Here is a 24120-nt window from a genome sequence, read left to right as displayed (position 1 = left end):
CGCGTTAACGCGTCGTCGGGCGTCGCAACCCGGTGACCGGAGCGCCCTTGGCGCCCAGCCTCTTCACGGCCTCCGCCAGCGGCTCGATCGCCGTCATCATGTGGTGGGCGTTGGCATGCAGCAGCCTGACCCCGTCCATCATGATCCCGACATGACCGCGCCAGAAGACGAGGTCGCCGCGACGTGCGGCGGTGTCGGCGGACAAGGGCTGCCCGAGACCGGCGCACTGGAGATCCGTGTCGCGCGGCGCGGGTATCCCGCACTGCGCCAGTGCGAGTTGCACGAGGCCCGAACAATCGATGCCGAGCATCGACTTTCCGCCCCACAGATAGGGCACCCCGAGAAAGCGCTCGGCCACCGCGACGAAATCGTCGGTGGTCTCGGATAAAGGGCGCAGATGCTGGCGGACGACGGCGCCGAAGGGTTCGATGAGCGCGTAGGCCGCGTTGTGATCCTCGGCCTCGCCGCGCACCGCGACCACCGCCCCCATCGGCAGGTCGTGCATCGGCGGCTTCTTGATGTCGGGACCGGGAAAGACGAAGGTCCGCGGCGCCGCGACGCGGTGGGTCGCCGTGGGCGGCGCGCCGCCGACCAGCGCCACGGTCGGCATCCAGCCGACATAGCCGTCGCCGTCGAGTTGGACCCAGGACCAGCCCTCCTCCCCGTCCTCGAAGACGCGGACCCCCTCGCCGTGCAGTGCCTGCGTCTCCAGCGGCGCATCGGCACCGGGCCGGCGGCGCAGGTCCGCCAGCGGCACCGCGACATGGGCCGCCCGCCCCGCCACGAAGGCGCGCGCCTCGACGCGGCCGCGCAGGCGCTCGTCGGCGAGGTCCGGCCGGACGGCGTGCAGGCGAGGATCGAGCGGCAGGGTCATCGCGACAGGGCTCCGGCTTCATCGACGAGGCGGTCTGCCATTTCGGAGACGAACTGGCTTCCCTTCACCGTGCGTCGCACGAGAACGTTGCGAAGGTCGGCCGGATCGCGGCGACGCTCCAGGAGTTCGAGCCGCCCCATCGTGTCGAGCGCCCGCGTCACCACCGGCTTGGCGACCGCGAGGCGGGTGGCCAAGCCGCGCACCGTGTGCGGTGGCGGCTCGAGATAGACGGTGAGGAGGATCGCGGTCTGGCGAAGGGTCAGGTCCGGGCTGTCGTCCTTCGTCTGGCGAAGGGCGTTGCCATGGAGAAGACGCAGCGCCTGCGCCGGTTTCATCTCGATCCCCATACGGTCTCCCCTGCCCGCGCCCGCCATCCGGCTCGGCGATCGGGTTCGTTCCGGCTCCGTTCCGGACACTGAACAGGAGAGCGGCGACGGATTCAAGATGTCGGCGGGTAGCGCCCGGCAAAAACCGCCGACAGGGCACGGATGCCCTGCGCCTCGCCGCCGGCGGGACCGAGCACCGAGGCTTGCGGCCGCCAGCCGAAGACGTCGAGATGCACCCAGGCGCCGGCCTTCTCGACGAAGCCCTGAAGGAAGAGCGCCGCGGTGATCGAGCCCGCGAAGCCGTCGCTCGTCACGTTGTTGATGTCGGCGATCTTCGAGGTGAGGTTGCGGGCATAGGGCTGCCAGAGCGGCAGGCGCCAGAGCGGATCGGCCAGCGCGAGGCTCGACCGCTCGATCTCGGCCGCGAGATTTGCGTCGTCGGTGTAGAAGGGCGGCAGGTCCGGCCCGAGCGCGACGCGGGCGGCACCCGTCAGCGTCGCCATGTCGACGAGGATCTCGGGCGCTTCCTCGTCGGCCAGCGCCAGCGCGTCGGCGAGGATCAGGCGCCCTTCGGCGTCAGTGTTGCCGATTTCGACGGTCTTGCCCTTGCGGCTGCGCAGGATGTCGCCCGGCCGGAAGGCATCGCCGGCAATCGAGTTTTCCACCGCCGGGATCAGGACACGCAGACGCACGGCAAGCTTGGCGCCCATCACCAGGCGCGCGAGACCGAGGACATTGGCGGCCCCGCCCATGTCCTTCTTCATCAGCAGCATGCCGGAGGCCGGCTTGATGTCGAGCCCGCCGGTGTCGAAGGCGACGCCCTTGCCGACGAGGGTGATGCGCGGCGCGTCCTCTCGGCCCCAACTCATGTCGATGAGGCGCGGCGCGACCGCCGAGGCGCGGCCGACCGCATGAATCAGCGGGAAGTTGGCGCTCAGAAGCGCGTCGCCGGTGATGACGGACACCGTTGCACCGAACTCCTCGGCGGTCCGTCGCGCGGCCGCCTCGATGCCGTCGGGGCCGAGATCGTTGGTCGGCGTGTTGACGAGGTCGCGAACGAGCGCGATCGCCTCGGCCTCGCGCAGGACCCGGGCCGCATCGGCGCCCTCGGGGGTGAGAAAGCGCGGGAGCCCGTCGCGCGGCTTGGCGAGATAGCGATCGAAGCGGTAGCTGCCGAGGAGAAGGGCGAGCGCGACGAGATCGGCATCGAGCCCCTGCTCGTTCGGCGCCGCAAGGCGCCAGGTTCCAGCGGGAAGCTGCTGCGCCAGCGCACCAGCAAGAAGCGCCGTATCGGCACCCTGCCCGCCCTGGCCCGTTGCGCGCTTGCCGAGGCCCAGCAGGGCGCCGGCGAGAGCGCCGTCCGTCCCGGGCAGCACGAGCACGCTGCCGGCGCCTGCCTTGAAGCCGTTGGCGCTCGCCCAGGCCTGCGCCGATGCCGGCCAAGCGTGCCCCTCGCCCTCGAAGGCGAAATGGACGGGCAGACCGGCGGCTCCGGCCTCGGCTTCGGCGATCAGCGGCTCGATCATGACGGGATCCTCGGCTAGCCACGCTCCAGAGGATTAACGGAGCGTTAGGGTTAACAACTTATTGTCCCCGGCATGCCCGCAATGGCCGTCACCGGGAACGAGATGCGAATGCGCCGACACCAGACATCCCCGTACGAAGCCGCCCGTTCCGAGGACGGCGCCGCCGGCATCGGCAGGGCGCCCGCGCGGTGCTACGCCCGCCGGCCCGGCGGCGCAACCCGTTCGGCCGTCGCGCTCGCTGGCCTCGCCTCGCTTCTGGCGTTGAGCGGCTGCAACCAGACAACGCGGATGCACACCGGCTCGATCGACCGTCCGCAGGTCGCCTCCTCCACGTCCTCGCCGGCCCCGCGCGATCTCTCGACGCTGTCGGCCGGGGACCTCGCGGGCGTCGTCAAGGTCTACGGCGCGAACTACGAGCGCCAGCCCAAGGACAAGGCGACGGGGCTCGCCTATGCCTCGGCGCTGCAGGCGACCGGCCGCAACGACCAGTCGCTCGCCGTCATGCAGCAGGTGGCGATCGCCAACCCGACCGACCGCGATGTCCTCGCAGCCTACGGCAAGGCGCTGGCGGCGGCGGGCGAACTGCCCAAGGCGCTCGAAACCGTGCGCCGCGCGCAGACGCCGGACCGGCCGGACTGGCGTCTGCTCTCGGCCGAGGGCGCGATCCTCGATCAGCTCGGCGAGCGCGACAAGGCCCGTGTCCTCTACGAGAAGGCGCTGGTGATCGAGCCGAACGAACCCTCGGTGCTCTCCAATCTCGGCATGTCGTCGATCCTCGCCAACGACCTGCCATCCGCCGAGCGTTACCTGTCGCGCGCAGTGGCGCAGCCCGGCGCCGATGCGCGCGTGCGCCAGAACCTGGCGCTCGCAGTCGGCCTGCAGGGGCGCTTCGACGAGGCGGAAAAAATCGCCGCCGCCGTGCTCTCGCCCGCCGAGGCCGAGGCCAACATCGCGTATCTTCGCCAGATGGTCTCGCAGCGCAGCACGTGGTCGGAACTGAAGACGGAGGGGCGCGGCTGACGCCCCCGGCGATGCCGCAGCACGAAGCTCCATCAACTTTGGTCAGAAGGCCCGCGCCCCTCCAACGAGGGCGCGGGTCTTTTTCATGCGGGAGCCATGGCTCGACTTCGTGCGACGTCCGATCAGTTGGCGCGAATGGCCATGATGTCGATGACGGCGGGGCCGATGATGACGGCGAAGAGCACCGGCAGGAAGAAGAGGATCATCGGCACCGTGAGCTTGGGCGGCAGGGCAGCGGCCTTGGCCTCGGCCGCGGCCATGCGCACGTCGCGGCTCTCCTGCGCCATTGTGCGCAGCGCCACGCCGAGCGGCGTTCCGTATCGCTCCGCCTGGACCAGCGCCGTCGAAACCGAGCGCACCGATTCCAGACCCGTGCGCGCCACGAGGTTCTCGTAGGCTTGCTTGCGATCGGGAAGGTAGGAGAGCTCGGCGCAGACCAGCACCAGTTCCTCGGCCAGCGCGATCGACTGGATGCCGATCTCGTTGGCCACCCGGCGGAACGCCGCCTCGATGGAATTGCCGGACTCGACGCAGATCAGCAGGAGATCGAGCGCGTCCGGCCAGGCCCGCGAGATCGACTGCGCACGCTTCGACGATGCATTCGAGACGTAAGCGTTGGGCGCGTAGAAGCCGGCATAGGCGGCGACCACGCAGACGAAAATCCGGATGACCAGCGACTTGTCGGCGAGCACGCCGATGCCGAAAATGTAGAAGGCGCAGAAAATGCCGAAGGCGAGCGGCAGGGTCAGCCGGCAGAAGAGAAAGAGCGTCAGGGCGCGCTGCGTCCGGTAGCCCGCGATCTTCAGCTTGACGAGCGTGGCATCGTCGACGAGCGCCTTGCGCAGGTCTAGCTTCTCGACCACCTTCGCGGCGAACCCCGCATCGACCTCCTGGCGAAGACCCTTGCGACCCTGGTCCCGGTCGCTCGCGAGACGAGCCCGTTCGCGGGCCCGAACCTGGTCGCGCTCCAGCGCCACCGCCTTCATGCGCGTCTTGAGTTCGCGTCCCGACATCATCGGCAGCGCGATCGTCAGGAAGGTCGCGAAGACGGCGACGCCCACCAGGATGCCGAGCGCGGCGTGGCTGGAAATGCCGAGCGAGCGGAAGAAGAAGTCCATGTCGGCGCCGCCTTGCTCGTCAGAAGTCGAAATTGATCATGTTGCGCATGACCATGATCCCAAGCCCCATCCAGAACGCCGATGCGGCGAGGACGATGTGGCCGGTCGAGGTCGTGAACAGGACCGAGATGTAGTCGGGCGAGGTCAGGTAGACGAGGAAGCCGACGATGATCGGGAGCGAGCCGATGATGTAGCCGGACGCCTTGGCTTCCATCGACATGGCCTTGATCTTGCCCTTCATGCGCCGGCGCTCGCGCAGGACGCTCGACAGGTTCGACAGGGCTTCGGCGAGATTGCCGCCGGCCTGCGACTGGATGGAGACGACGATCGCGAAGAAGTTGGTCTCCGGCAGCGGCATGTTCTGGTAGAGCCGCTCCACCGCTTCGGCGATCGGCATGCCCATCTGCTGCGCCTCGACGATGCGGGCGAACTCGGACCGCACGGGTTCGGGCGTGTCGGCGGCGATCATCCGCAGCGTGTCGTTGAGCGGCAGGCCCGAGCGGATGCCGCGTGTGATGACGTCGATGGCGTTGGCGAATTCCAGCGTGAAGCTGGCCTGCCGGCGCTTGCGCAGATAGCCCAGCACCCAGCGCGGCAGGCCGAAACCGGCGACGACGCCGATGCCGAGAGCGATCACCAGAGACAGCTGAAAGACGAGCGAGGCGAGGAAGGCCGCAGCGCCGACACCGAAACAGACGAGGACGAAGCTGCGCATGGAGGTCTTCAGACCGGCCTGGGCGATCCGGCGCTCGAGCGACAGCTTCTTGGTGTGCCGGTCGCGCGCCTGCGTCTTTTCCTCCAGATCCTTGAGCGAGTTCTGGAGCGTCTTGCGGCGCTTCGAGACCTCGTTGACCCGGTCGCGCGCATGCTGCCGGGTGGCTCGATCGGTTTCCGCCGACTTGTACTGGCTGATCCGGCTCTTGGTGTTCTTTTCGAGCTGCAGCCTCGGTTCGAGAATGCCGTAGACCAGCGCCAGCGTTGCCAGGGTGATGAGGAGGACGAAGCCGACGACGATCACGCCCGTGCCTCCTCGCCGATATTGGCGGCGTCAAGCGCGCGCGCGAGGCGCTGCTCCTCGTTGTAGTAGCGGGCCCGGTCCCAGAAGGCGGGACGCCCGATGCCGGTGGCGCGATGACGGCCGACGAGGCGCCCGCGCGAGTCCTCGCCGAGAATGTCGTAGAGGAAGAGGTCCTGCGTGATGATCACGTCGCCCTCCATCCCGATCACCTCGGTAATGTGGGTGATGCGGCGCGAGCCGTCGCGCAGGCGGGCGGCCTGGACGATGACGTCGACGGACCCGACGATGATCTCCTTCACCGTGCGGGCGGGCAGCGTGAAGCCGCCCATCGCGATCATCGCCTCCATGCGGTTGAGGCATTCGCGCGGCGAGTTGGCGTGGATCGTGCCCATCGAGCCGTCGTGGCCGGTGTTCATCGCCTGCAAGAGGTCGAAGACCTCGGGTCCGCGAACCTCGCCGACGATGATGCGTTCGGGACGCATGCGCAGGCAGTTCTTGACGAGATCGCGCATCGTGATCTCGCCCTCGCCCTCGATGTTGGGCGGACGGGTTTCCAGACGCACGACATGGGGCTGCTGCAGTTGAAGCTCGGCCGAGTCCTCGCAGGTAATGATGCGCTCGTCCTCGTCGATGTAGCGCGTCAGGCAATTGAGGAGCGTCGTCTTGCCCGAGCCGGTGCCGCCGGAGATCACGACGTTGCAGCGCACGCGGCCGATGATCTCGAGGATCGTCGCCCCCTCCGGCGAGATCGCGCCGAACTCGACGAGCTGCGGCAGGGTCAGCTTGTCCTTCTTGAACTTTCGGATGGTGAGGACGGTGCCGTCGATCGCGAGCGGCGGCGCGATGACGTTGACGCGCGAGCCGTCGGGCAGACGCGCGTCGCAGATCGGCGAGCTTTCGTCGACGCGGCGGCCGACCTGGCTGACGATGCGCTGGCAGATGTTGAGAAGCTGCTGGTTATCACGAAAGCGAACGCCCGCCTCGATGACCTTGCCGTTCACCTCGATGAAGGTCTGCTTGGCGCCGTTGACCATGATGTCAGCGATGTCGTCGCGCACCAGCAGCGGCTCGAGCGGCCCGTAGCCGAGGACGTCGTTGCAAATGTCGGCGAGCAGGTCCTCCTGCTCGGCGATCGTCATCGCGAAGTTCTTGATGGCGATGATGTCGTTGACGATGTCGCGGATTTCCTCGCGCGCCATCTCGGTCTCAAGACGTGCGAGTTGCGACAGGTCGATCGTGTCGATCAGCGCGCCGAAGACCTTGCTCTTGGTCTCGTAGTAGCTTTCCGGGCGTGTCCGCACGGCGACCGGGGGCGGCGCCTCCTCTCTGGCGACCCGCGAGACGGCGGCAGAGACGGGCGCAGCGACGGTCGCGGCGACCGCGACCGGGGCCGACCGCATGGGAGCAGGGATGGGAATCGCCTTGGGGCTGGTGACAGCGCCCTCGTTGCCGCGTTTACCGAACATCGAACCCGGACCTCGTCATGATGGGAGAGGCCGCCGGTTCAACGGCGACGCATGAAGGCGCGAAGTCCGCCCTTGGCTGGCTTGGCAAGGCGCTTGGCCGGGTTGCGCCCGGTCAGCGCATGGGCGATCTCTCCGAAGGCGAGAGCCGCGGCATGCTTGGCATCGCCTTCGGCGATCATCCGCCCGTTGTTGGCGGCGGTGCCGAAGGCATGCGGATCGAAGGCGATCGTCGCCAAGGCCTCGACGCCGAGCGGTTCGGCGAATTCGGCGACGTCGATCTCGGGACGCTTGGCCATGCCGACCTGATTGAGGACGAGACGCGGCGGCGGATCGTTCGGCCGCGCCTTGCGCAGCGTGTCGATGAGGTTCTTGGCGTTGCGAAGGTTCGCCAGGTCCGGGCTCGCTACCACCACAACCTCGTCGGCCTGCTGCAGCACCGAGCGCGTCCAGTCGTTCCAGCCATGCGGCACGTCGAGCACGACGCAAGGCGTGCCGCGCTGGGCGGCCTCGATGAGTGCCGAGAAGGCCTCCGGCTCGAAGTCGTAGGTGCGATCGAGCACCGAGGGCGCCGCCAGCAACGTCAGATGGTCGGCGCACTTGGCGAGCAGGCGGTCGAGGAAAACGTCGTCGAGGCGATCGGCGGAGAAGACGGCCTCGGCGATCCCCTGCGCGGGGTCCTTGTCGAAATTGATGTTGGCGGTGCCGAAGGGCAGGTCGAGATCGGCCAGCAGCACGTCGCTGGCAAAGAGCTTCGAGATCGACCAGGCGACGTTGTGGGCGATGGTCGAGGAACCGACGCCGCCCTTGGCGCCGATGAAGGCGAGCGAGCGACCGAGCGGCTCGACGCCTTCGGCGACGAAGAGCTGCGAGACGATGGCGATCACGTCGGCCAGATGCACCGGCGCCACCACATATTCCGAAATGCCGCGCCGGGTCAGCTCGCGATAGAGCGAGACGTCGTTGTAGTGTCCGACCACCACGACCTTCGAGCCGGGATCGCAGACGTCGGCAAGCGACTCCAGTTCCAGGAGGAGTTCGGCCGGCGGGTATTTCGACTCGAGGATCACGAGGTTGGGCGTCGGCGCTGCACTGTAATGCTCGACGGCAGCCCGGATGCCGCCGGTGTTGACGCGCACATGCGCCTTCACCATGCGCCGGTCGGCGGCTGCCGCCTCGATGGCGGCGGCCACCTCGGCGGTCTCGCAGAAGGCCTGGACCGTGATGCGCGGAATGGGGCGCAGGGCATCGAGGCGGGAGCGCATGTCGCTGTCGCTCGGGTGGTAGGCGCCGTCGCCGTCGGGAGCTTCGATCATCGGTCCGGTCCCTACCATTCGTAGTTGGATTCGGTGCGCGGGCGATCCGATGCCGTGTTCGCGCCCGTCCGATAGTCACCGATGACGGTCGTGCGGCGCTCGGCATCGATCTCGCTCATGCCGCGGGGCCCGAGGAGATCGCGCGGATCGGAGATCTGGGCCGCGAGATTGCTCTGCGAGGCGCAGCCGAAATTGTAGTAGTTGCGGTTCTGGTCGGTGTTGCCGAGATCCTCGGGCCAGCGCCCGCAGGGCTCCACCTCCGCGACGACGGCATTGTAGGACAAGCGCACCGGCGGCGCGTCGGCAAGGCTCGCCGCCTGATAGGGCGTGACAACAACGCGCGAGCGGGGCACGCCGTGGCGCGCCAGCACCTTCACGATGTTGTCGGCGACAAGCCGGGCAGCGGCGCCGTTCGACGTGCCCGAGGGCAGTTGAACCCGGATGACGGCGGCTCGCGAAGCGCGAAAGCGCGTCGTGAACTCTTCGACGCGGGTCTCGTCGGGCAGCGTCAGCCGCGTGTCGGAGGAGGCCACGAAGATGTCGAGGTCGCGCGTCGCCTCGCGCACGGTGATCGGATGGCGCGTGCGGTAGTCGTCGGGAACGGTGCCGACGGTTTCGGGCGGCGTGGCGCAGCCGCCGAGGCCTGCCGTTCCCGCCAGGAGCAGGGCGGCCAGGACGGTGAAGCAAGGGGAGAAGTAGCCCGTCTGCGCGCTCATTTGTAGATGTACCCGACAGTGCCGTGATACCGGCCGGAGGGAGGAGCGGTCTCGGCGGCGCCGTAGACGCGGTTGATGCGGCCGAGGAAATTGCCGGCGCCGTCGGAGGTAAAATTCAGGTTGTCGTCCGGCCGTGCCAGATCCTGCCTCGCGACAGGGCGCACGAGATAGGGCGTGACGATGACCACGAGCTCGGTCTCGTAGCGCTGGAAGTCGCGCGAGCGGAACAGCGTCCCGAGGATTGGGACCTTCGAGAGGCCGGGGAAGCCGGAGATGACCTGACGGACCTCATCGCGCACCAGACCCGCGATCACCAGCGAACCGCCCGACGGCAGTTCGACGGTCGTATCGGCCAATCGCTTGCGGATGCCAATGATGTTCATGCCGGCTCCGACGCCCTTCGGAATGTTGAACGGCGTCTCGAAGGTCGGCTCTGAAACGCTGGTGCGGATCTTCAGGCTGATGCGGCCGGGCGACAGGACGACGGGCGTGAAGTCGAGACCGATGCCGTAGTCGATCTTCTCATGCTCATAGCCGACGCTCGCAGGCGTCGTGTCGTAGCCGACGATCTGACCGGCCGCGTTGAGGATCGGCGTCGATGTTTGCGCCTTCTCCTCCTTACCGCTTGCGATCGAGAACTCGCCGCCGACCTTGAAAGAGGCGCTCTCGCCGGAGATTGCCGTCAGGCTCGGTTCGGCCAGGGTACGCATGACGCCGGCCTGCTCGAGTGCCCGGAGTTGGCCCGAGACGCCGTTAAGATCGTTGGCACCTGACAGGTTCGTGAAGTCGGCGCCGGCCTCCGCGATCGCCTTGCCGAGACCGAACGGATTGTCGGTCGCCGCCGCAAAGGAGACACCGTCGATCGTGCCCTTGACGAGACCATCGAGTCCGAGCTGCTTGACCACCGAGCGCTGCACTTCTGCGACGGTGACCTTCAGCGTCACTTGATCTTCGCCTTGGATCTGCAGGAGGTTGACGATCTGGCTGACCCGCCGCTGCTCCTGCGCCTGCGACACGCCGCCGATCGCGACGCCGCCGGCCGCCGACGAACTGCCGGAGGTTGCCGTCTGGATGTACTGGCCGGTGGTGCCCTCGCCGCCCGTGACGAAGATGGTCGCGAGATCCTCTGCCCGCTTGGCATCCTGCGCGTTCTCGACCGTCCCCGTCAGGATGACGTTGTCGTTGAGCATCTCGGCCTTGACGTCGGCGGTCGGGATGTACTTGCGGATCGTCGAGGCAAGACCGGCGATGTCGCGCTCGATCTTCAGATCGAGGACCGCGATCTCGCGACCGGCGGCATCGAAGACAAAGATGTTGGTCTGGCCGATCTGCTTGCCGAAGATGTAGATGCGGCGCGCCGTGCGCGTCACGGCATCGGCCACCTGCGGGTTGGAGACGATGATGTCATGGGCATCGCGCGGCAGGTCGATGACCTTCGACTTGTTGAGCCCGAGCCCGATGGTCTGGTTGGTGCGGCTGACCCGGATGACCGGATCCTCGGCGTGCGCGACGCCGGCCGCCAGGGGGCTGGCGATCGTCGCGACGACAAGCGTCGCGTTCAGGAATGGCCGGGCGACGGAGCGCAGAAGGCCGGAACGGTTGCGAAGGGCCATCCGTCAGTTCCTCGTGGTGATGTCGGTGGACTTGCCGTAGCGAACGAGCCGGATCTTGGTATCCGTCGGCGCGTTGGCCTGCTCCAGCAGGAAGGCTGCGTAGCCCGGCGAACCCGGCACCGAGTCCGACAGCGAGCGCAGCGACAGGACCAGCTTGTCGGTCATGCGCTGGGCGGCCGTCAGCGCCTCGGCCTGCGCGGGGTCGACCTCGAGCGTCGCGGTCGAGCCGACCACGACGCGCTCCCCGTCCTTCTCCTCGATGGCCTGATCGATCGCGAGGACCCGCAGGTTCTTGAGGACGGTCTCGGTGACGAAGCCGGCTGGCTGCGAGTTGCCGACGGCCGGCCGCTCGCGGGACATGATGACGTCGACATGATCGTTGGGCAGGACGAAACCGCCGGCCGAGGTGTCGGCGGCGATCTGCACGGCGATGGCGCGCTTGCCGGTCGGCAGGATCGCGGACATGAAGCCGTGGTCGGACTTGATCAGCTTGGCTTCGCGGATCGGTTCGCCGGCGAAGAAGCTCTGGCGGGCGATCGAGCCCTTGAGCTCGTTGATCGCATCGGGGCGGGCATCACGGCGCAGCAGCGTCGCCGATGCGCCGTCTTCCGGCCACTTCATCCAGTCGAGTCCGTCATCGACGCGAGCGCCCATCGCGATGTCCGTCGACGCGACAAGGACATCGACGAGCCTGATCGGCGGTTCGGCCGGCTGGGCGGTGATGATGATGGGTTCGGGCGGCGGCGGAGCCGCCAGGTTCAGCGCCAGAAGGCTGGCGCCGACCGCGGCCACCGCCGCGACGCCGAAGATTGCCACCCGCGCGATCCGCATTCCCAAACCCCTGCCAGAGGAGGTCCGCCATGGACCCGACGGGGCTTTATCCCCCGCAAACCCTCAAGGCATGGTTAACGGAATGCTGACGATGGTTGGAATTCGTCAGACTCTGGCAATCATCAGATGTCGAACATCGTTCGAAGGGGAAGCGACAGGCCCGACTGGGCGAATGTCGCGAGACCCGCAATGCCCAAGGCCACGCCGTAGGGCACGCCGTTGGCACGATCCAGAAGGCGATCGATCGACCCATGGCCGGTCGTCGGGCGCAGCAGCGTGCGGGCGAGCAGAACGACCAGCGTGAGGACGCCGCCGAAGACGGACGAGAGCAGTGCGAACTCTGCCAGATCCGGCGACAGGCCGAACCACAGGGCGACCGCCGCGATCAGCTTGGCGTCCCCGCCCCCCATCCAGCCGGCGGCGAAACATCCGATGCCGACCGCCAGCGCGCCCAGACCGGCCGCGAGATGAAACGCGACAGCATCCCACTGCCAGTCCGCCGACAGCGCATAAAGAACGAAGATCCCGCCCAGCCCGAGCACGAGCCGGTTCGGGATGGTCATGCTGGTGAGATCCGTGGCCATGGCAGCGAACATCGCGAGAGGAAACGCGAGCAGCAGCAGCGGTGACAGCGAAGGGATCATGTCAGACGCCGGTCCTTTGGTAAGACGATGGTGGTTCCCAAAACGCCAGCGGTTGCCGCCAGACGAGCACAGGACCCGCCATGACGACAACCACAGGCTAGACCGAGGCCAGTCTTCCGGAAGAAGAGCTTACTGGGTCTTCGTTGCGGTGCCGACCGTCGTGCCGATCGTCGAGAACGTGGTGCCGAGCTTGGTGCCCAGCGTCGAGGCGCCGGCGATGATCGCGGTGCCGACGAGCGCGGCGATCAGGCCGTATTCGATGGCGGTCGCGCCCTTGGAGTTCTTCTTGAAGCGAGCGAGAAGCTTGAACATGGGGTGATCTCCTGAGTGGTAACTCTGCCGACGACCCAAGTCTTCCGTCGTTCGGATGCCAAAGGAGTATCGCGGCCGAATTGCCGACGGCTTAAAAATCATCGTTAAGCTTTCACTACCGCACGCCGGCGATAACTTAAGCTTAACAAACCGGTAAACGCTGATTTAAACATCTTTTAATTCAGCGGGCGTAAACCTTGTTGCCGAGCCATCCGATATGGGAAGCGGCGGAGTTTCAAGGTGTCCATGCGCGTATCCCTTCTCCTCTCCCTGCTTCTCATCGCCGCCGCTACACCGGCCGCAGCCGGCACAAGCGACACGCTGGAGGTCGCGGTGGATCATGCCCGCATCCTCAAGATCCCCCAGGCGGCCGAGACCATCATCATCGGCAATCCCTCGATCGTCGACGTGACCGTCCATGATGCCGAAACGCTCGTCCTGACCGGGCGCTCCTACGGGGTGACGAACGTCGTCGTCATCGGGGCCGGCGGCAATGTCGTCTTCGATGACAGCGTCATCGTCACGAGCTTCGAGGATCACTCCGTTCGGATCTACCGACAGGCGGCGCGGACCACCTACGCCTGCGCGCCCCAATGCGAGCCGAAGGTCGTCATCGGCGACGAAGTCGGAGCGTTCGCGCAAGCCGCCGGCCAGTTTGCCGCCCGCGAAGGCATGATCAAGACCGACAACTGAGGCGGATCGAGCGGCGGCGACTGTGACCAGGATCACCGTTTTCAGCGATCGCGACAACGGCCTTTGACCGGTCCCGCGCCGGGAGGCACGAGCACGCTGCAGCTTTGGCCGTATGGGCACGCCTGTCTCGTCGGTTTTCCTGACCATCAACGACCGGACCGCGCGCAATCCCCAGCACCGCTTTGAGGCGAGCGAGAAGACGTGCGAAACTCTCGCGGCGTCGTCAGAAGGAAGTCCGCTTGCCCCGCGCCATTCTCATCGTCCTCGATTCCTTCGGCATCGGACATGCGCCCGATGCCGAAGCATTCGGTGATCGCGGTGCCGATACGTTCGGCCATATCCGAGCGGCCTGCGCGGCCGGGCGCGGCGACAGCGCAGCCTTGCGCGCCGGGCCGCTCCATCTGCCGAACCTCGAACGTCTGGGCCTCCTCGCGTCCGCCGGCCTCGACGGGGGGCCGACACCAGCCGGCCTCCATGGCTCGGCGGCGGAGGTCTCGCGCGGCAAGGACACGCCGTCGGGCCATTGGGAGATCGCCGGGGTGCCGGTACTGTTCGACTGGGGCTATTTCCCGCGCACGGTGCCCGCCCTCCCCGCGGAACTCGTCGCCGCCATTCTCGACGATACCGGCCTACCCGGCATCCTCGGCGACTGCCATGCGTCGGGCACCGAGATCATCGCCGCGCTTGGGCAGGAGAGCATCGCAACGGGCCGGCCGATCCTCTACACCTCCTCCGACAGCGTCCTGCAGATCGCCGCGCACGAGACCCATTTCGGGCTCGATCGCCTCCACGACCTCTGCGAGGCTGCGCGCCGGCATGTCGACCCGCTGAATATCGGCCGCGTCATCGCGCGGCCCTTCACGGGCGATGACGCGGCGAACTTCCGCCGCACCGCGAACCGGCGCGACTATTCGGTGCCGCCGCCGGAAGCGACGCTGCTCGACCGCGCCGTAGCCGCCGGCCGACGCGTCATCGCCATCGGCAAGATCGGCGACATCTTCGCCCACCAGGGCATCTGCGAGGTGCGCAAGGGCGACGGCAACATGGCGCTGTTCGACGCGATGATCTCCGCCCTCCCCGACGCCCGCGACGGCGATCTCGTCTTCGCCAATTTCGTCGATTTCGACATGCTCTTCGGCCATCGCCGCGACGTGCCCGGCTATGCCGCGGCGCTCGAGGCCTTCGATCGCCGCCTGCCCGAACTCGAAGCGGCGCTTGGCCCCGATGATCTCGTGATCCTCACCGCAGACCACGGCTGCGATCCGACCTGGCCGGGCAGCGACCACACCCGCGAATGCGTGCCCATCCTCGGCTTCGGGCCGGGCATCGCACCCCGCGACATCGGCCGGCGCTCGACCTTCGCCGACATCGGCGAGAGCGTCGCCGCCCATCTCGGCCTCGATCCCGGCCGGCACGGCGCGAGTTTCCTGTGACGCTCACCGAGCGCCTGCGAACCCTCGCCGAGGCCACCCGGCCGCCCTTCCCGCTCGCCGAACTGCACTGCCATGTCGAGGGTACGGCGTCGCCTGCGCTCGCCCGCAGCCAGGCGCGGCGCTACGGCGTCGAGATCGACGATCTCCTCGACGGCGAGCGCTATCGCTGGAGCGACTTCGGCAGTTTCCTGCGGGCCTACGACCGGGTCGCGACCCTCTTCCGATCGGAGGACGACTACCGTCGCCTCGCCGCATCGTATCTGAGCGACATCGGCCGGGCGGGCGCGCTCTACGCCGAACTCTTCGTCTCGCCCGATCATGCTGCGAGCGCCGGGCTCGATCCCACCGCCTATGTGCGGGCGCTGGCGTCCGGCGCGGCGGAGGCCGAGGCCGAAACCGGCATCGTCTCGCGGCTGGTGGTGGTCGGCATCCGTCATCTCGGGCCGGATGCGGTGGAAGCGGCAGCGCGCTTTGCCGTCCGCTCCCCTCACCCGGACATCGCCGGCTTCGGCCTCGCCGGCGACGAACGTGTCGGCCGCCCCGCCGATTTCGCTCGCGCCTTTGCCATTGCCGGCGAAGCCGGCCTTGGGCTCACCGCGCATGCCGGCGAGTTTGCCGGGCCCGCCGCCATCGCCGAGACCCTGGACGCGTTGAAGGTCACGCGCCTCGGCCACGGCGTGCGGGCGATCGAGGACGCGAGCCTGATGGCGCGCTTGCAGGCCGAGCGCATCACCCTCGAACTCTGCCCCACGTCCAACGTCGCGCTCGGCCTCTATGCCGCCCCGAGCGACCATCCGCTCAAGCGCCTGCGGGACGCAGGGCTGCGCCTGACCGTCTCCTCCGACGACCCGCCGTTCTTCGGCACCAGCCTGACTGAAGAGTACGCGTTCACTGAACGGCACGGCTTCACCGAGGCGCAACGACTGGCGCTGACCCGCACCGCGATCGAGGCCGCCTTCGTCGACGAGGCGACGCGCCAACGCCTGCTGGAACGGCTCGCGGTCCTCGCCATTTCGCTTGGCGCGCCCGGCGCCAGCGACTAGAGCTTGGCCTTGAGGCTCGAAGCGCTTGAGCAACCCTTCCTGGAGGTCCCCCGCATGGACGGCGTCACCGTCATCGATCATCCGCTCGTCCAGCACAAGCTGACGCTGATGCGGCGCAAGGAGACCTCGACCGCCAGCTTCCGCCGGCTGTTGCGCGAGATCTCCACTCTCCTCTGCTACGAGGTGACGCGCGATCTCGACCTGACGACGATGCCGATCGAAACGCCGATGGAAGCGATGGACGCGCCCATCCTCGAAGGCAAGAAGATGGTCTTCGCCTCGATCCTGCGCGCCGGCAACGGCCTTCTCGAAGGCATGCTCGACCTCGTGCCGGCCGCGCGCGTCGCCCATATCGGCATGTATCGCGACCACGAGACGCTGCAGCCGGTGGAATACTACTTCAAGGCTCCCGAGGATCTCGGCAACCGGCTGGTGATCGTCGTCGACCCGATGCTGGCGACCGCCAATTCCGCGACTGCGGCAATGGAGAAGCTGAAGGAGCGCGGTGCGAGGAACATCCGCTTCCTCTGCCTGCTGGCTGCGCCCGAGGGCATCCAGCGGTTCCGCGACGCCCATCCCGACATTCCCATCTTCACCGCCTCGATCGATCGCGGTTTGAACGAGAAGGGGTACATCATGCCCGGCCTCGGCGATGCCGGCGACCGGATGTACGGCACGAAGTAGGCGGGCGCGAGCGAACTTCATCGCTCGTTCACCATGCGCGGCGTGCAGCGCCCACGCGTTGAGGATGCGGAAACGACTGGCAGGCGACAGTTGATGAGCTGACGTCCGTCCAGCGGCGATCTCTTCGCCGGGCAGGCGACAGGTCCTTGTTTTGTCCGCATTGTCCGATGGCGAAGCCGAACCGCTTCGACGGGACAGGCTTTGAGAGACGCGCGGCCGTTGCGGCCCGCCAGAGGCTCGCCGCGCCATGTCGAAGATCCTCAACATCCTCACCTTCGGCGCCCTGCTGATGCTTGGCTTCCCCTCGCTCTACGAGCGCTACCGGGCCGATCTCGTGACCGGCGAGAGCGAGCAGCTCGATCCCGCGCCCAAAGCCGTCGAGGTCGCCGCGCCGCCGAGCGGGCGCTCGCTGCGGCTCGACGCCGATGCCGACGGCCATTTCCGCGCGCAAGCGCGCTTCAACGGCCGCCCCGAGCCGGTGCTGGTGGATACCGGCGCGACCTACGTCGCCGTCAGCGACACCACGGCCCGACGCCTCGGCGTGCGCCTGTCGCCGGCCGACTTCCGCTACACCGCCGAGACCGCCAACGGGCCGATGCCGGTGGCAATGGCGACGATCGACCGGCTGTCGATCGGCGGTGTCGAGGTGCGCGACGTCGAGGCGATGGTGGCCAAGGGCAATGGCCTCGGCACCACGCTGCTCGGCATGAGCTTCCTGAAGAAACTGAAGCGCTACGGCGTCGAGAACGGCCGGCTGACGCTCGTCCAGTAGGTCAGGCGAAGCGCTCGATCACGCCATGCGAGGGCGAGGCGACATCGCCGACGGTGATCGCACCGCGCAGCGCGGCGACGGCGCGCTCGGCTGCCGCCTCGTCGCGGGCGTGGACGAAGGCGAGCGGTTCTCCCGTTGTGACGTCCGTGCCGAGCGGCAGGATGCCAGTGATGCCGACCGCCGGGTCCACGGGATCGCCCGGCCGGGTGCGCCCGCCGCCGAGCGTCACCACGGCAAGCCCCACGACGCGCGTCGCGATCGATGCGACGCATCCGTCCCGATCGGCGGGAACCGGGCGGACCACGGGGGCTCGCGCGAGATGCCGGTCCATCCACTCGACGAAATCGTTGGGGCCGCCAAGCGCGGCGACCATGCGGGCGAAGCGCTCGGCGGCGTGGCCCTCAATGAGCGCGGCGAGCGCCATCCGCTCGCCCTCAGCCGCGCTGACGGCGAGACCCGCGAGCACGAGCATCTCGGCCGCAAGACTCAAGGTCACCGCGAGCAGGCGGGGATCGCGGCGCTCGCCGGTGAGAAAGCGGACGGCGTTGCGGATCTCGACGGCATTGCCGGCATCGCTCGCCAGCGGCTCGTCCATGCCGGTGACGAGCGCCGCCGCGCGCAGGCCCGACCCGCCGGCGACCTCGACGAGGGCGCGGGCCAGAGCCCGTGCGTCGTCGATGTCGGCCATGAAGGCGCCCGAGCCCGTCTTCACGTCGAGAACGAGACCCTGGACCCCGGCGGCCAGCTTCTTCGAGAGAATGGAGGCGACGATCAGCGGTATCGATTCCACGGTGGCGGTCGTGTCGCGCACCGCATAGATGCGCCCGTCCGCCGGCGCCAGCCGGGCGCTTTGGCCGACGATGGCGCAGCCGATCTCGTCCACCACCCGCCGGAAGACAACGGGATCGGGCACGACCGTATAGCCGGGAATGGCCTCCAGCTTATCGAGCGTACCCCCGGTGTGGCCGAGGCCGCGCCCCGAGATCATCGGCACGGCCGCGCCGCATGCGGCCAGGATCGGCGCCAGCATGAGCGAGACATTGTCTCCGACGCCGCCGGTGGAATGCTTGTCGATCACCGGCCGGTCGAGCCATCGCCAGTCGAGGACATCGCCGGAATCGCGCATCGCCACTGTGAGCGCCACGGTCTCAGATCCATCCATGCCGCGCAGGAAGACGGCCATGGCGAAGGCGGCGATCTGCGCGTCCACCACCGCGCCGGAGGTGATGCCGGCGACGAGATCGGCGATGTCGGCGCCGCCGATCGTGCGGCCGTCGCGCTTGTCGCGGATGATCTCCTGCGGCAGGCGCATCAGTAGCCGGCCTTCGCCCCGTCGCGCCCCTCGCCGCGCGCGACCGACAGGAGATCGGTCAGCACGCCGGACGCCCCGAGGCGAAAGCGTTCAGGCGTCGGATAGGCCTCGCCGCAGATCTCCGTCGCCATGTCGCGATAGAGCTTGGCGTCCTCGAAGGACTTGATGCCGCCGGACGGCTTGAAGCCGACGGTGCCGCCATGGGCCCGTATGGCCTGGAGCAGGATGCGCCCGGCCTCCGGCGTGGCGCTGACGGCGGTCTTGCCGGTGGAGGTCTTCAGGAAGTCGGTGCCACCACCGAGCGCCGCCTCGCAGGCCGAGAGGATGAGGTCGGGATCGGCGAGTTCGCCGGTCTCGAGGATCGTCTTCAGCGTGGCCGAGCCCGCCGCCGCCTTGACGGCTCGCACCTGCCGCTCGATGAAGCCGGGATCGGCGGCGACGCGGCGCCAGGCGATCACGAGGTCGATCTCGTCGGCGCCGTCCGCCACCGCTTGGGCCGTCTCGGCGACGCTCGCGTCCACATCCTCGCCGCCGGCCGGGAAGTTGACGACGGTGGCGAGCCGGATGCTCGCCGGCAGACCGGCGCGCGCCTGCGCCACGAAGCGCGGCCAGATGCAGATCGCGGCGACCGCGCCTTCCGGCGTCGCGGCGCGGGCGATGAGCGCGTCGATATCGGCTGGCGTGCAGTCGTCGTTGAGGTTGGTGAGGTCGAGCGCGGCGATCAGCTGTCGCGCTTCGTGCTGAAGGTCGATCATGTCAGGCGAACTCCGGCAGGGCGGCGGCGAGGATGCGGGCGAGCTTGGCGCCGCCGCGCGGGGCGACGTCCTTCGTCTCGGCATGGGACAGTTCATCCCCGGTCATGCCCGCCCCGTAGTTCGTGACAACGGACGCGGCGACGACGCGAAGGCCGAGAAAGCGGGCGAGGATCGTTTCGGGCACGGTGGACATGCCCACCGCATCGGCGCCGAGAACGCGCGCCATGCGGATCTCGGCCGGCGTCTCGAAGGAGGGTCCGGAGAACCACATGTAGACGCCGCGATGCAGCACCTCGCCGATCTCTGCCGCGCTGGCGACCATCGTCTCGCGAAGGGCCGCGTCGTAGGCCGTGGTCATGCCGGTGAAGCGGGCGTCGCTTGGCTCTGAGATCAGCGGGTTGCGGCCGGAGAAGTTGATGTGATCGTCGATCAGCATGACCTCACCGGGCGCGATGGCGGCGTTGACTGAGCCTGCAGCATTCGTCAGCACCAGCGTCTCGATGCCGACCGCCTTCAGCGCCTCCAGCGCCGGGCGCATCGCTGAGGCATCGCCGCTTTCGTAATAGTGGATGCGGCCCGAGAGGATCAGCACATCAATGCCGGCGAGCCGACCCGCGACGATCTCGCCGGCATGGCCGGACACGGCCGAGACGGGAAATCCGGGGATCTCGGCATAGGGAAGGCGCAAGGGGTCTTCGACCGTCTCGACCATCGCGCCGAGGCCCGAGCCCAGCACGAGGGCGATACGCGGCCGGCGGGCGCCCAGCCGCTCGAGGAGAACGCTCGCGCTGCGGCTCACGAGAGCGAATCCGTCGGGAAGGCCTTCGGCAGCAGATCGTCCATCAGGATCGTCTCGATCACGCCCTCGGTGGCGTCGCAGAGGAAGACGCGGGTGTCGGGCCGCGCGAACTCTGCGATGCGCTGGCGGCAGCCGCCGCAGGGCGAACAGCCACGCAGGCGCTCGGCCACCACCGCGATCTCGGCGATCACCCCGCCGCCGTCCATCACCATGTGGGCGATGGCCGTGGTCTCGGCGCACCAGCCCTCGGGAAAGCTGACGACCTCGATGTTGCAGCCGGCGTAGATGCGCCCGTCCTCGGTGCGCAGCGCCGCGCCGACCGGGAAGTTCGAATAGGGCGCGTGGCACTTTTTCATCGCGGAGCGGGCTTTGGAAAAGAGGTCTTCGGACATGAGCGGGGCCTTTCCGGCTCTCGTGGGTCGGGCGCGAGGGCGAGCCCTCAGCGCTCCTTGACGTAGGGTACGCCGCCGGCTTTGGGCGGGGTGGACTTGCCGACGAAGCCGGCGAGCAGGATCACCGTCAGGATGTAGGGCAGCGCCTGCACGAATTGCGGGGGAATCTGGCCGATGCCCGGCAGTTCGGTGGTCTGCAGCCGGATCGAGGCGGCGTCGAGGAAGCCGAACAGGAGGCAGGCGAGCATCGTCGGCACCGGCTTCCAGTTGGCGAAGATCAGCGCGGCCAGCGCGATGTAGCCGCGCCCCGCCGTCATCTCGCGGGCAAAGCCGGCCGATTGCGCGATGGCGAGGTAGGTCCCGGCCAGCCCGGTCAGCACGCCGCAGATCAACACGGCTCGATAGCGCAGCCACGCCACCGAGATGCCGGCCGTGTCCACCGCCGCCGGGTTCTCGCCGACAGCGCGAAGGCGCAGGCCGAAGCGCGTGCGAGACAGCACCCACCATGTCAGCGGCACGGCGAGGAAGGCGATGTAGACGAGGAGGTTCTGGCCGGACACGAGGCCGGAATAGACGAAGCCGAGCACCGGCACGTCGCGCAGGGCCTCGGCGCCCGGCAGGTCGATGTCGAGGAAGCGGCCGGAGGGGCCAAGCGTCGGCGTGCCGCCGCCCATGCCGAACCAGGCCGAGCCGAGAATGATGGTGAGGCCGGAGGCGACGAAGTTGAGCGCGACGCCGGAGACGATCTGGTTGCCGCGATAGGTGATCGACGCCAGCCCATGAACGAGCGCGAAGAGGATGGCGACCGCGATGCCTGCGCCCAGCCCGGCAAAGGCCGAGCCGGTGACGCCGGCAGTCGCCGCCGAGGCGAAGGCGGCGGCGAGCATCTTGCCCTCCAGCCCGATGTCGAAGACCCCGGCGCGCTCGGAATAGAGCCCGGCGAGCGCCGCGAAGATCAGCGGCGTCGAGAGGCGGATCGTCGAATCGAGAAGGTTGAGGAGCCCGAGCGAATCCATCAGCGCGCCTCCTCGGCCGGCACGGGCTTGGTCAGGCGCAGCGCCATCAATCCGTAGGCGCGGCCGATGCCGGGGCGCAGCATGTTCTCGAGGGCGCCGGCGAAGAGGATGACGAGACCCTGGATGATGACGATCATGTCGCGCGAGATCGACGGCATGTCGAAGGCCAGTTCCGCGCCGCCCTGGTAGAGAACGCCGAAGAGCAGCGCCGCCGGCAGGATGCCGAGCGGGTGGCCGCGCCCCATCAGCGCCACGGCGATGCCGACGAAGCCGGCGCCGGCGGGGAAGTTGAGCTGCAGGCGGTACTGGTCGCCCATCACCGAGTTCAGCGCCATCATGCCCGCAAGGCCGCCGGAGATGACCATGATGGTGACGATGAGCCGGGTCTCGCGCATGCCGGCATAGCGCGCGGCCTGGGGGCTGAAGCCGAGCGTGCGGATCTCGTAGCCGAGGCGCGTGCGCCAGATCAGCACCCAGACGGCGAGCGCGGCGAGCAGGCAGACGAAGAAAGTGACGTTGAGCGGTGCGCCGCCGAGGTCCCAGCCGAAGCGCTCGAACATCGACCCCAGCTTGGGCAGTTGCCCGCCTTCGGCGAACTGGCGGGTCTCGGGCTGCATCGTGCCGAGCGGGCGCAGCGGCCCGACGAGGAGGTAGACCATGAGAGCGGCGGCGATGAAATTGAACATGATCGTGGTGATCACGACATGACTGCCGCGCTTGGCCTGAAGCACGCCCGGCAGGAAGGCCCAGGCCGCGCCGAAGACGAAGGAGGCCAGCATCGCCAGCGGCAGGTTCGCCCACCAGGGCAGGATGGTGCCGAGATTGAGCGCCACCAGCGCGACGCCGAGGCCGCCCACATAGGCCTGCCCTTCGCCGCCGATGTTGAAGAGCCCGCCATGGAAGGCGACGGCGACGGCAAGGCCCGTGAAGACGAAGTTCGTCATGTAGTAGAGCGTGAAGCCGACGCCCTCGCCATAGCCGAAGGCACCTCGGATCATCAGCCGCGCGGCCTCGACCGGGCTCTCGCCGACCGCCAGCACGACGAGCCCGGCGACCAGAAAGGCCACCACCACGTTGACGAGCGGAATGACGCCGTGATCCACCCAGCCGGGCAGTTTCGCATAGGGGCGGCTCATGCCGGCTCCTCGTTCGGGGTCAGGAGGTCGAGGCGGCCCGCCGCGTCGAGCGCGAAGAACGGATTGTGGGCGAGTTCCCAGAAATGGCCGTCGGGATCGGCGAAGTAGCCGGAATAGCCGCCCCAGAAGACCGCCTGCGGCGGCTTCACAGGCTCGGCCCCGGCCGTCACCGCGAGCGCGAACAGACGGTCGGTCTCGGCCTCGCTGGCCAAGTTGATCGCCAGCGTGATGCCGCGAAAGCGCGGCAGCGGTTCGGCCGCATCGAGCCCGGCATCCGCGGCGAGATCCGCCTGCCCGAAGAGCGAAAGCACGATCCCCTCCCCTTGCAGGAAGACGACCTTTTCGTTGCCGGCCGCCGTGCGGCGCCAGCCGATCGCCTCGTAGAAGCGGGCCGATCGCTCGAGATCGACGACGCCGAGCGTGACCAGCGTGATGCGAGCGTCGATCATTGCGCGGCGTCCTTGAGACCCGCGCCGGCCATGAGCAGGCCGAGATCGCCCTCGTCGGCATCGGCGAGCCGTTCACCCACCATGCGGCCGGCGAACATGACGAGGATGCGGTCGGAGAGCGCGCGGATCTCGTCGAGCTCGACGGAGACGAGCAGAATCGCCTTGCCGGCGTCGCGCATCTCGATGATGCGGCGGTGGATGAACTCGATGGCGCCGACATCGACGCCGCGGGTTGGCTGGCCGATGAGGAGCACGGCGGGGTCGCGCTCCATCTCGCGCGCCAGCACGATCTTCTGCTGGTTGCCGCCCGAGAAGTTGGCGGTCTTCAGATCGCAGGAAGGCGGCCGGATGTCGTAGGCGGCGATCTTGGCCTTGGCGTCCTCGCGCATGGCGGCGATATCGAGGAACGGCCCGGCGGCGTAGGCGGGATCGCGGTGATAGCCGAGAATGGCGTTCTCGCATTCCTGGAACTGCAGCACGAGGCCCATATGGTGCCGGTCCTCCGGCACATGGGCGAGCCCCCGCCCCCGCATCGCGGCAGGATCGAGATCGCCGGTCGGATCGAGCGCCTCGCCTTTCAGGCGGATCGTGCCCCGCTCGGCCCGGCGGATGCCGGCCAGCGCCTCGAGGAGTTCGGACTGCCCGTTGCCGGCGACCCCGGCGATGCCGACGATCTCGCCGGCCCGCACCGAGAAGGACACGTCGTCGACCATGACGACGCCGCGGGCGTCGCGCACCGTCAGGCCGGCGACTTCGAGCGCCGGGCCGGCGGGGGCCGCCTCGCCCTTCTCGACCCGCAGGAGCACGCGGCGCCCGACCATCAGCTCGGCGAGTTCGCCGGCATTGGTCTCCGCCGTCC

At 68.4% G+C, this 24120-nt stretch carries 26 protein-coding genes; 6 read left to right on the top strand and 20 right to left on the bottom strand.

From position 1 onward, the window contains the following. Positions 1 to 4 precede the first annotated feature (4 nt). The 3 genes from AUL33_RS10385 to AUL33_RS10375 all read right to left on the bottom strand — a co-directional run bounded on the left by AUL33_RS10385 (position 5) and on the right by AUL33_RS10375 (position 2726). Positions 5 to 874, bottom strand: a complete 870-nt coding sequence (locus AUL33_RS10385) for a C40 family peptidase (protein WP_062207302.1) — start codon at positions 872 to 874, stop codon at positions 5 to 7. Then, positions 871 to 1221: a MarR family winged helix-turn-helix transcriptional regulator gene (locus AUL33_RS10380; RefSeq protein ID WP_062207300.1), complete on the bottom strand. Its 351-nt coding sequence runs from the start codon at positions 1219 to 1221 to the stop codon at positions 871 to 873. Before AUL33_RS10380 ends, AUL33_RS10385 begins: the two co-directional genes overlap by 4 nt. A gap of 92 nt (positions 1222 to 1313) precedes the next feature. Next, positions 1314 to 2726, bottom strand: a complete 1413-nt coding sequence (locus tag AUL33_RS10375) for a M17 family metallopeptidase (protein ID WP_374754420.1) — start codon at positions 2724 to 2726, stop codon at positions 1314 to 1316. A gap of 108 nt (positions 2727 to 2834) precedes the next feature. On the opposite strand from AUL33_RS10375, the gene AUL33_RS10370 reads away from it, so the two are divergent. Beyond that, entirely contained in the window at positions 2835 to 3746 is a 912-nt protein-coding gene (locus AUL33_RS10370) for a tetratricopeptide repeat protein (RefSeq protein WP_156419361.1), read from the top strand. 122 nt (positions 3747 to 3868) lie between these two features. On the opposite strand, the gene AUL33_RS10365 is transcribed toward AUL33_RS10370, so the two are convergent. The 9 genes from AUL33_RS10365 to AUL33_RS10325 form a co-directional block, all read right to left on the bottom strand. Next, complete coding sequence (locus tag AUL33_RS10365) at positions 3869 to 4864, bottom strand: type II secretion system F family protein (protein WP_062207298.1); 996 nt, start codon at positions 4862 to 4864, stop codon at positions 3869 to 3871. A 19-nt stretch (positions 4865 to 4883) separates the two neighbouring features. Next, positions 4884 to 5882 carry a type II secretion system F family protein gene (locus tag AUL33_RS10360; protein ID WP_062207296.1) on the bottom strand — a complete coding sequence of 333 codons (999 nt, stop codon included), beginning with the start codon at positions 5880 to 5882 and terminating at the stop codon, positions 4884 to 4886. After that, positions 5879 to 7348: a CpaF family protein gene (locus tag AUL33_RS10355; RefSeq protein ID WP_062207294.1), complete on the bottom strand. Its 1470-nt coding sequence runs from the start codon at positions 7346 to 7348 to the stop codon at positions 5879 to 5881. Before AUL33_RS10355 ends, AUL33_RS10360 begins: the two co-directional genes overlap by 4 nt. A 38-nt stretch (positions 7349 to 7386) precedes the next feature. After that, on the bottom strand, positions 7387 to 8610 hold the full coding sequence (locus tag AUL33_RS10350) for a CpaE family protein (protein ID WP_374754422.1): 1224 nt from the start codon (positions 8608 to 8610) through the stop codon (positions 7387 to 7389). 62 nt (positions 8611 to 8672) lie between these two features. Further along, entirely contained in the window at positions 8673 to 9377 is a 705-nt protein-coding gene (locus AUL33_RS10345) for a CpaD family pilus assembly lipoprotein (RefSeq protein ID WP_062207290.1), read from the bottom strand. Next, complete coding sequence (locus AUL33_RS10340; protein WP_062207288.1) at positions 9374 to 10990, bottom strand: type II and III secretion system protein family protein; 1617 nt, start codon at positions 10988 to 10990, stop codon at positions 9374 to 9376. Before AUL33_RS10340 ends, AUL33_RS10345 begins: the two co-directional genes overlap by 4 nt. 3 nt (positions 10991 to 10993) lie before the next feature. Next, a complete protein-coding gene (cpaB, locus tag AUL33_RS10335; RefSeq protein WP_062207286.1) occupies positions 10994 to 11821 on the bottom strand; it encodes a Flp pilus assembly protein CpaB in 828 nt (275 codons plus the stop codon). 122 nt (positions 11822 to 11943) lie between these two features. Next, on the bottom strand, positions 11944 to 12465 hold the full coding sequence (locus AUL33_RS10330; RefSeq protein WP_062207284.1) for a prepilin peptidase: 522 nt from the start codon (positions 12463 to 12465) through the stop codon (positions 11944 to 11946). A gap of 129 nt (positions 12466 to 12594) precedes the next feature. Continuing rightward, positions 12595 to 12777 (bottom strand): Flp family type IVb pilin, encoded by a 183-nt coding sequence (locus AUL33_RS10325; protein WP_062207282.1) that lies wholly within the window; start codon positions 12775 to 12777, stop codon positions 12595 to 12597. A 246-nt stretch (positions 12778 to 13023) separates the two neighbouring features. On the opposite strand from AUL33_RS10325, the gene AUL33_RS10320 reads away from it, so the two are divergent. The 5 genes from AUL33_RS10320 to AUL33_RS10300 all read left to right on the top strand — a co-directional run bounded on the left by AUL33_RS10320 (position 13024) and on the right by AUL33_RS10300 (position 17402). Continuing rightward, complete coding sequence (locus AUL33_RS10320; protein ID WP_062207280.1) at positions 13024 to 13470, top strand: pilus assembly protein N-terminal domain-containing protein; 447 nt, start codon at positions 13024 to 13026, stop codon at positions 13468 to 13470. A 239-nt stretch (positions 13471 to 13709) separates the two neighbouring features. Next, complete coding sequence (locus AUL33_RS10315) at positions 13710 to 14903, top strand: phosphopentomutase (RefSeq protein WP_062207279.1); 1194 nt, start codon at positions 13710 to 13712, stop codon at positions 14901 to 14903. Next, entirely contained in the window at positions 14900 to 15946 is a 1047-nt protein-coding gene (add, locus tag AUL33_RS10310; protein WP_244492112.1) for an adenosine deaminase, read from the top strand. Before AUL33_RS10315 ends, add begins: the two co-directional genes overlap by 4 nt. A gap of 54 nt (positions 15947 to 16000) precedes the next feature. Continuing rightward, complete coding sequence (gene upp, locus AUL33_RS10305) at positions 16001 to 16630, top strand: uracil phosphoribosyltransferase (protein WP_062207277.1); 630 nt, start codon at positions 16001 to 16003, stop codon at positions 16628 to 16630. Positions 16631 to 16877: 247 nt separating this feature from the next. Then, positions 16878 to 17402 carry a TIGR02281 family clan AA aspartic protease gene (locus AUL33_RS10300; protein WP_062207275.1) on the top strand — a complete coding sequence of 175 codons (525 nt, stop codon included), beginning with the start codon at positions 16878 to 16880 and terminating at the stop codon, positions 17400 to 17402. Position 17403: 1 nt separating this feature from the next. Here AUL33_RS10300 and deoA read toward each other — a convergent pair whose 3' ends face one another. From deoA to AUL33_RS10260, 8 genes are all read right to left on the bottom strand, one after another. Further along, on the bottom strand, positions 17404 to 18714 hold the full coding sequence (gene deoA, locus AUL33_RS10295) for a thymidine phosphorylase (protein ID WP_062207272.1): 1311 nt from the start codon (positions 18712 to 18714) through the stop codon (positions 17404 to 17406). Then, complete coding sequence (gene deoC / locus AUL33_RS10290) at positions 18714 to 19469, bottom strand: deoxyribose-phosphate aldolase (RefSeq protein WP_062207270.1); 756 nt, start codon at positions 19467 to 19469, stop codon at positions 18714 to 18716. Before deoC ends, deoA begins: the two co-directional genes overlap by 1 nt. Before the next feature lies 1 nt (position 19470). Beyond that, positions 19471 to 20268, bottom strand: coding sequence for a purine-nucleoside phosphorylase (locus AUL33_RS10285; RefSeq protein ID WP_062207268.1), 798 nt, complete (start codon positions 20266 to 20268; stop codon positions 19471 to 19473). Continuing rightward, positions 20265 to 20660 (bottom strand): cytidine deaminase, encoded by a 396-nt coding sequence (locus AUL33_RS10280; protein WP_062207266.1) that lies wholly within the window; start codon positions 20658 to 20660, stop codon positions 20265 to 20267. Before AUL33_RS10280 ends, AUL33_RS10285 begins: the two co-directional genes overlap by 4 nt. Before the next feature lie 47 nt (positions 20661 to 20707). Then, positions 20708 to 21676 carry an ABC transporter permease gene (locus AUL33_RS10275; RefSeq protein ID WP_062207264.1) on the bottom strand — a complete coding sequence of 323 codons (969 nt, stop codon included), beginning with the start codon at positions 21674 to 21676 and terminating at the stop codon, positions 20708 to 20710. Then, positions 21676 to 22812 (bottom strand): ABC transporter permease, encoded by a 1137-nt coding sequence (locus AUL33_RS10270; protein ID WP_062207262.1) that lies wholly within the window; start codon positions 22810 to 22812, stop codon positions 21676 to 21678. Before AUL33_RS10270 ends, AUL33_RS10275 begins: the two co-directional genes overlap by 1 nt. Continuing rightward, the gene (locus AUL33_RS10265; RefSeq protein WP_062207260.1) at positions 22809 to 23261 is read right to left on the bottom strand and encodes a VOC family protein; all 453 of its coding nucleotides are present in this window, start codon (positions 23259 to 23261) and stop codon (positions 22809 to 22811) included. The genes AUL33_RS10270 and AUL33_RS10265 overlap by 4 nt, the downstream gene beginning before the upstream one ends. Further along, positions 23258 to 24120: ATP-binding cassette domain-containing protein (locus AUL33_RS10260; protein ID WP_156419360.1), on the bottom strand; the 863-nt coding region annotated here is incomplete at its 5' end. The genes AUL33_RS10260 and AUL33_RS10265, both read right to left, overlap by 4 nt.

The organism is Aureimonas sp. AU12 (assembly GCF_001463705.1).
Classification (GTDB): domain Bacteria; phylum Pseudomonadota; class Alphaproteobacteria; order Rhizobiales; family Rhizobiaceae; genus Aureimonas.
The sequence above is the reverse complement of the archived record's forward strand: the minus strand, read 5'-3'. Positions and strand labels throughout refer to the sequence as shown.

Bases quoted from the DNA above. Each gene is read 5' to 3' on its own strand.
- AUL33_RS10385 (WP_062207302.1), bottom strand. From the start codon at position 874: ATGACCCTGCCGCTCGATCCTCGCCTGCACGCCGTCCGGCCGGACCTC.
- AUL33_RS10380 (WP_062207300.1), bottom strand. From the start codon at position 1,221: ATGGGGATCGAGATGAAACCGGCGCAGGCGCTGCGTCTTCTCCATGGC.
- AUL33_RS10375 (WP_374754420.1), bottom strand. From the start codon at position 2,726: ATGATCGAGCCGCTGATCGCCGAAGCCGAGGCCGGAGCCGCCGGTCTG.
- AUL33_RS10370 (WP_156419361.1), top strand. From the start codon at position 2,835: ATGCGCCGACACCAGACATCCCCGTACGAAGCCGCCCGTTCCGAGGAC.
- AUL33_RS10365 (WP_062207298.1), bottom strand. From the start codon at position 4,864: ATGGACTTCTTCTTCCGCTCGCTCGGCATTTCCAGCCACGCCGCGCTC.
- AUL33_RS10355 (WP_062207294.1), bottom strand. From the start codon at position 7,348: ATGTTCGGTAAACGCGGCAACGAGGGCGCTGTCACCAGCCCCAAGGCG.
- AUL33_RS10350 (WP_374754422.1), bottom strand. From the start codon at position 8,610: ATGCGCTCCCGCCTCGATGCCCTGCGCCCCATTCCGCGCATCACGGTC.
- AUL33_RS10345 (WP_062207290.1), bottom strand. From the start codon at position 9,377: ATGAGCGCGCAGACGGGCTACTTCTCCCCTTGCTTCACCGTCCTGGCC.
- AUL33_RS10340 (WP_062207288.1), bottom strand. From the start codon at position 10,990: ATGGCCCTTCGCAACCGTTCCGGCCTTCTGCGCTCCGTCGCCCGGCCA.
- cpaB (WP_062207286.1), bottom strand. From the start codon at position 11,821: ATGCGGATCGCGCGGGTGGCAATCTTCGGCGTCGCGGCGGTGGCCGCG.
- AUL33_RS10330 (WP_062207284.1), bottom strand. From the start codon at position 12,465: ATGATCCCTTCGCTGTCACCGCTGCTGCTGCTCGCGTTTCCTCTCGCG.
- AUL33_RS10325 (WP_062207282.1), bottom strand. From the start codon at position 12,777: ATGTTCAAGCTTCTCGCTCGCTTCAAGAAGAACTCCAAGGGCGCGACC.
- AUL33_RS10320 (WP_062207280.1), top strand. From the start codon at position 13,024: ATGCGCGTATCCCTTCTCCTCTCCCTGCTTCTCATCGCCGCCGCTACA.
- upp (WP_062207277.1), top strand. From the start codon at position 16,001: ATGGACGGCGTCACCGTCATCGATCATCCGCTCGTCCAGCACAAGCTG.
- AUL33_RS10300 (WP_062207275.1), top strand. From the start codon at position 16,878: ATGTCGAAGATCCTCAACATCCTCACCTTCGGCGCCCTGCTGATGCTT.
- deoA (WP_062207272.1), bottom strand. From the start codon at position 18,714: ATGCGCCTGCCGCAGGAGATCATCCGCGACAAGCGCGACGGCCGCACG.
- deoC (WP_062207270.1), bottom strand. From the start codon at position 19,469: ATGATCGACCTTCAGCACGAAGCGCGACAGCTGATCGCCGCGCTCGAC.
- AUL33_RS10280 (WP_062207266.1), bottom strand. From the start codon at position 20,660: ATGTCCGAAGACCTCTTTTCCAAAGCCCGCTCCGCGATGAAAAAGTGC.
- AUL33_RS10275 (WP_062207264.1), bottom strand. From the start codon at position 21,676: ATGGATTCGCTCGGGCTCCTCAACCTTCTCGATTCGACGATCCGCCTC.
- AUL33_RS10270 (WP_062207262.1), bottom strand. From the start codon at position 22,812: ATGAGCCGCCCCTATGCGAAACTGCCCGGCTGGGTGGATCACGGCGTC.
- AUL33_RS10265 (WP_062207260.1), bottom strand. From the start codon at position 23,261: ATGATCGACGCTCGCATCACGCTGGTCACGCTCGGCGTCGTCGATCTC.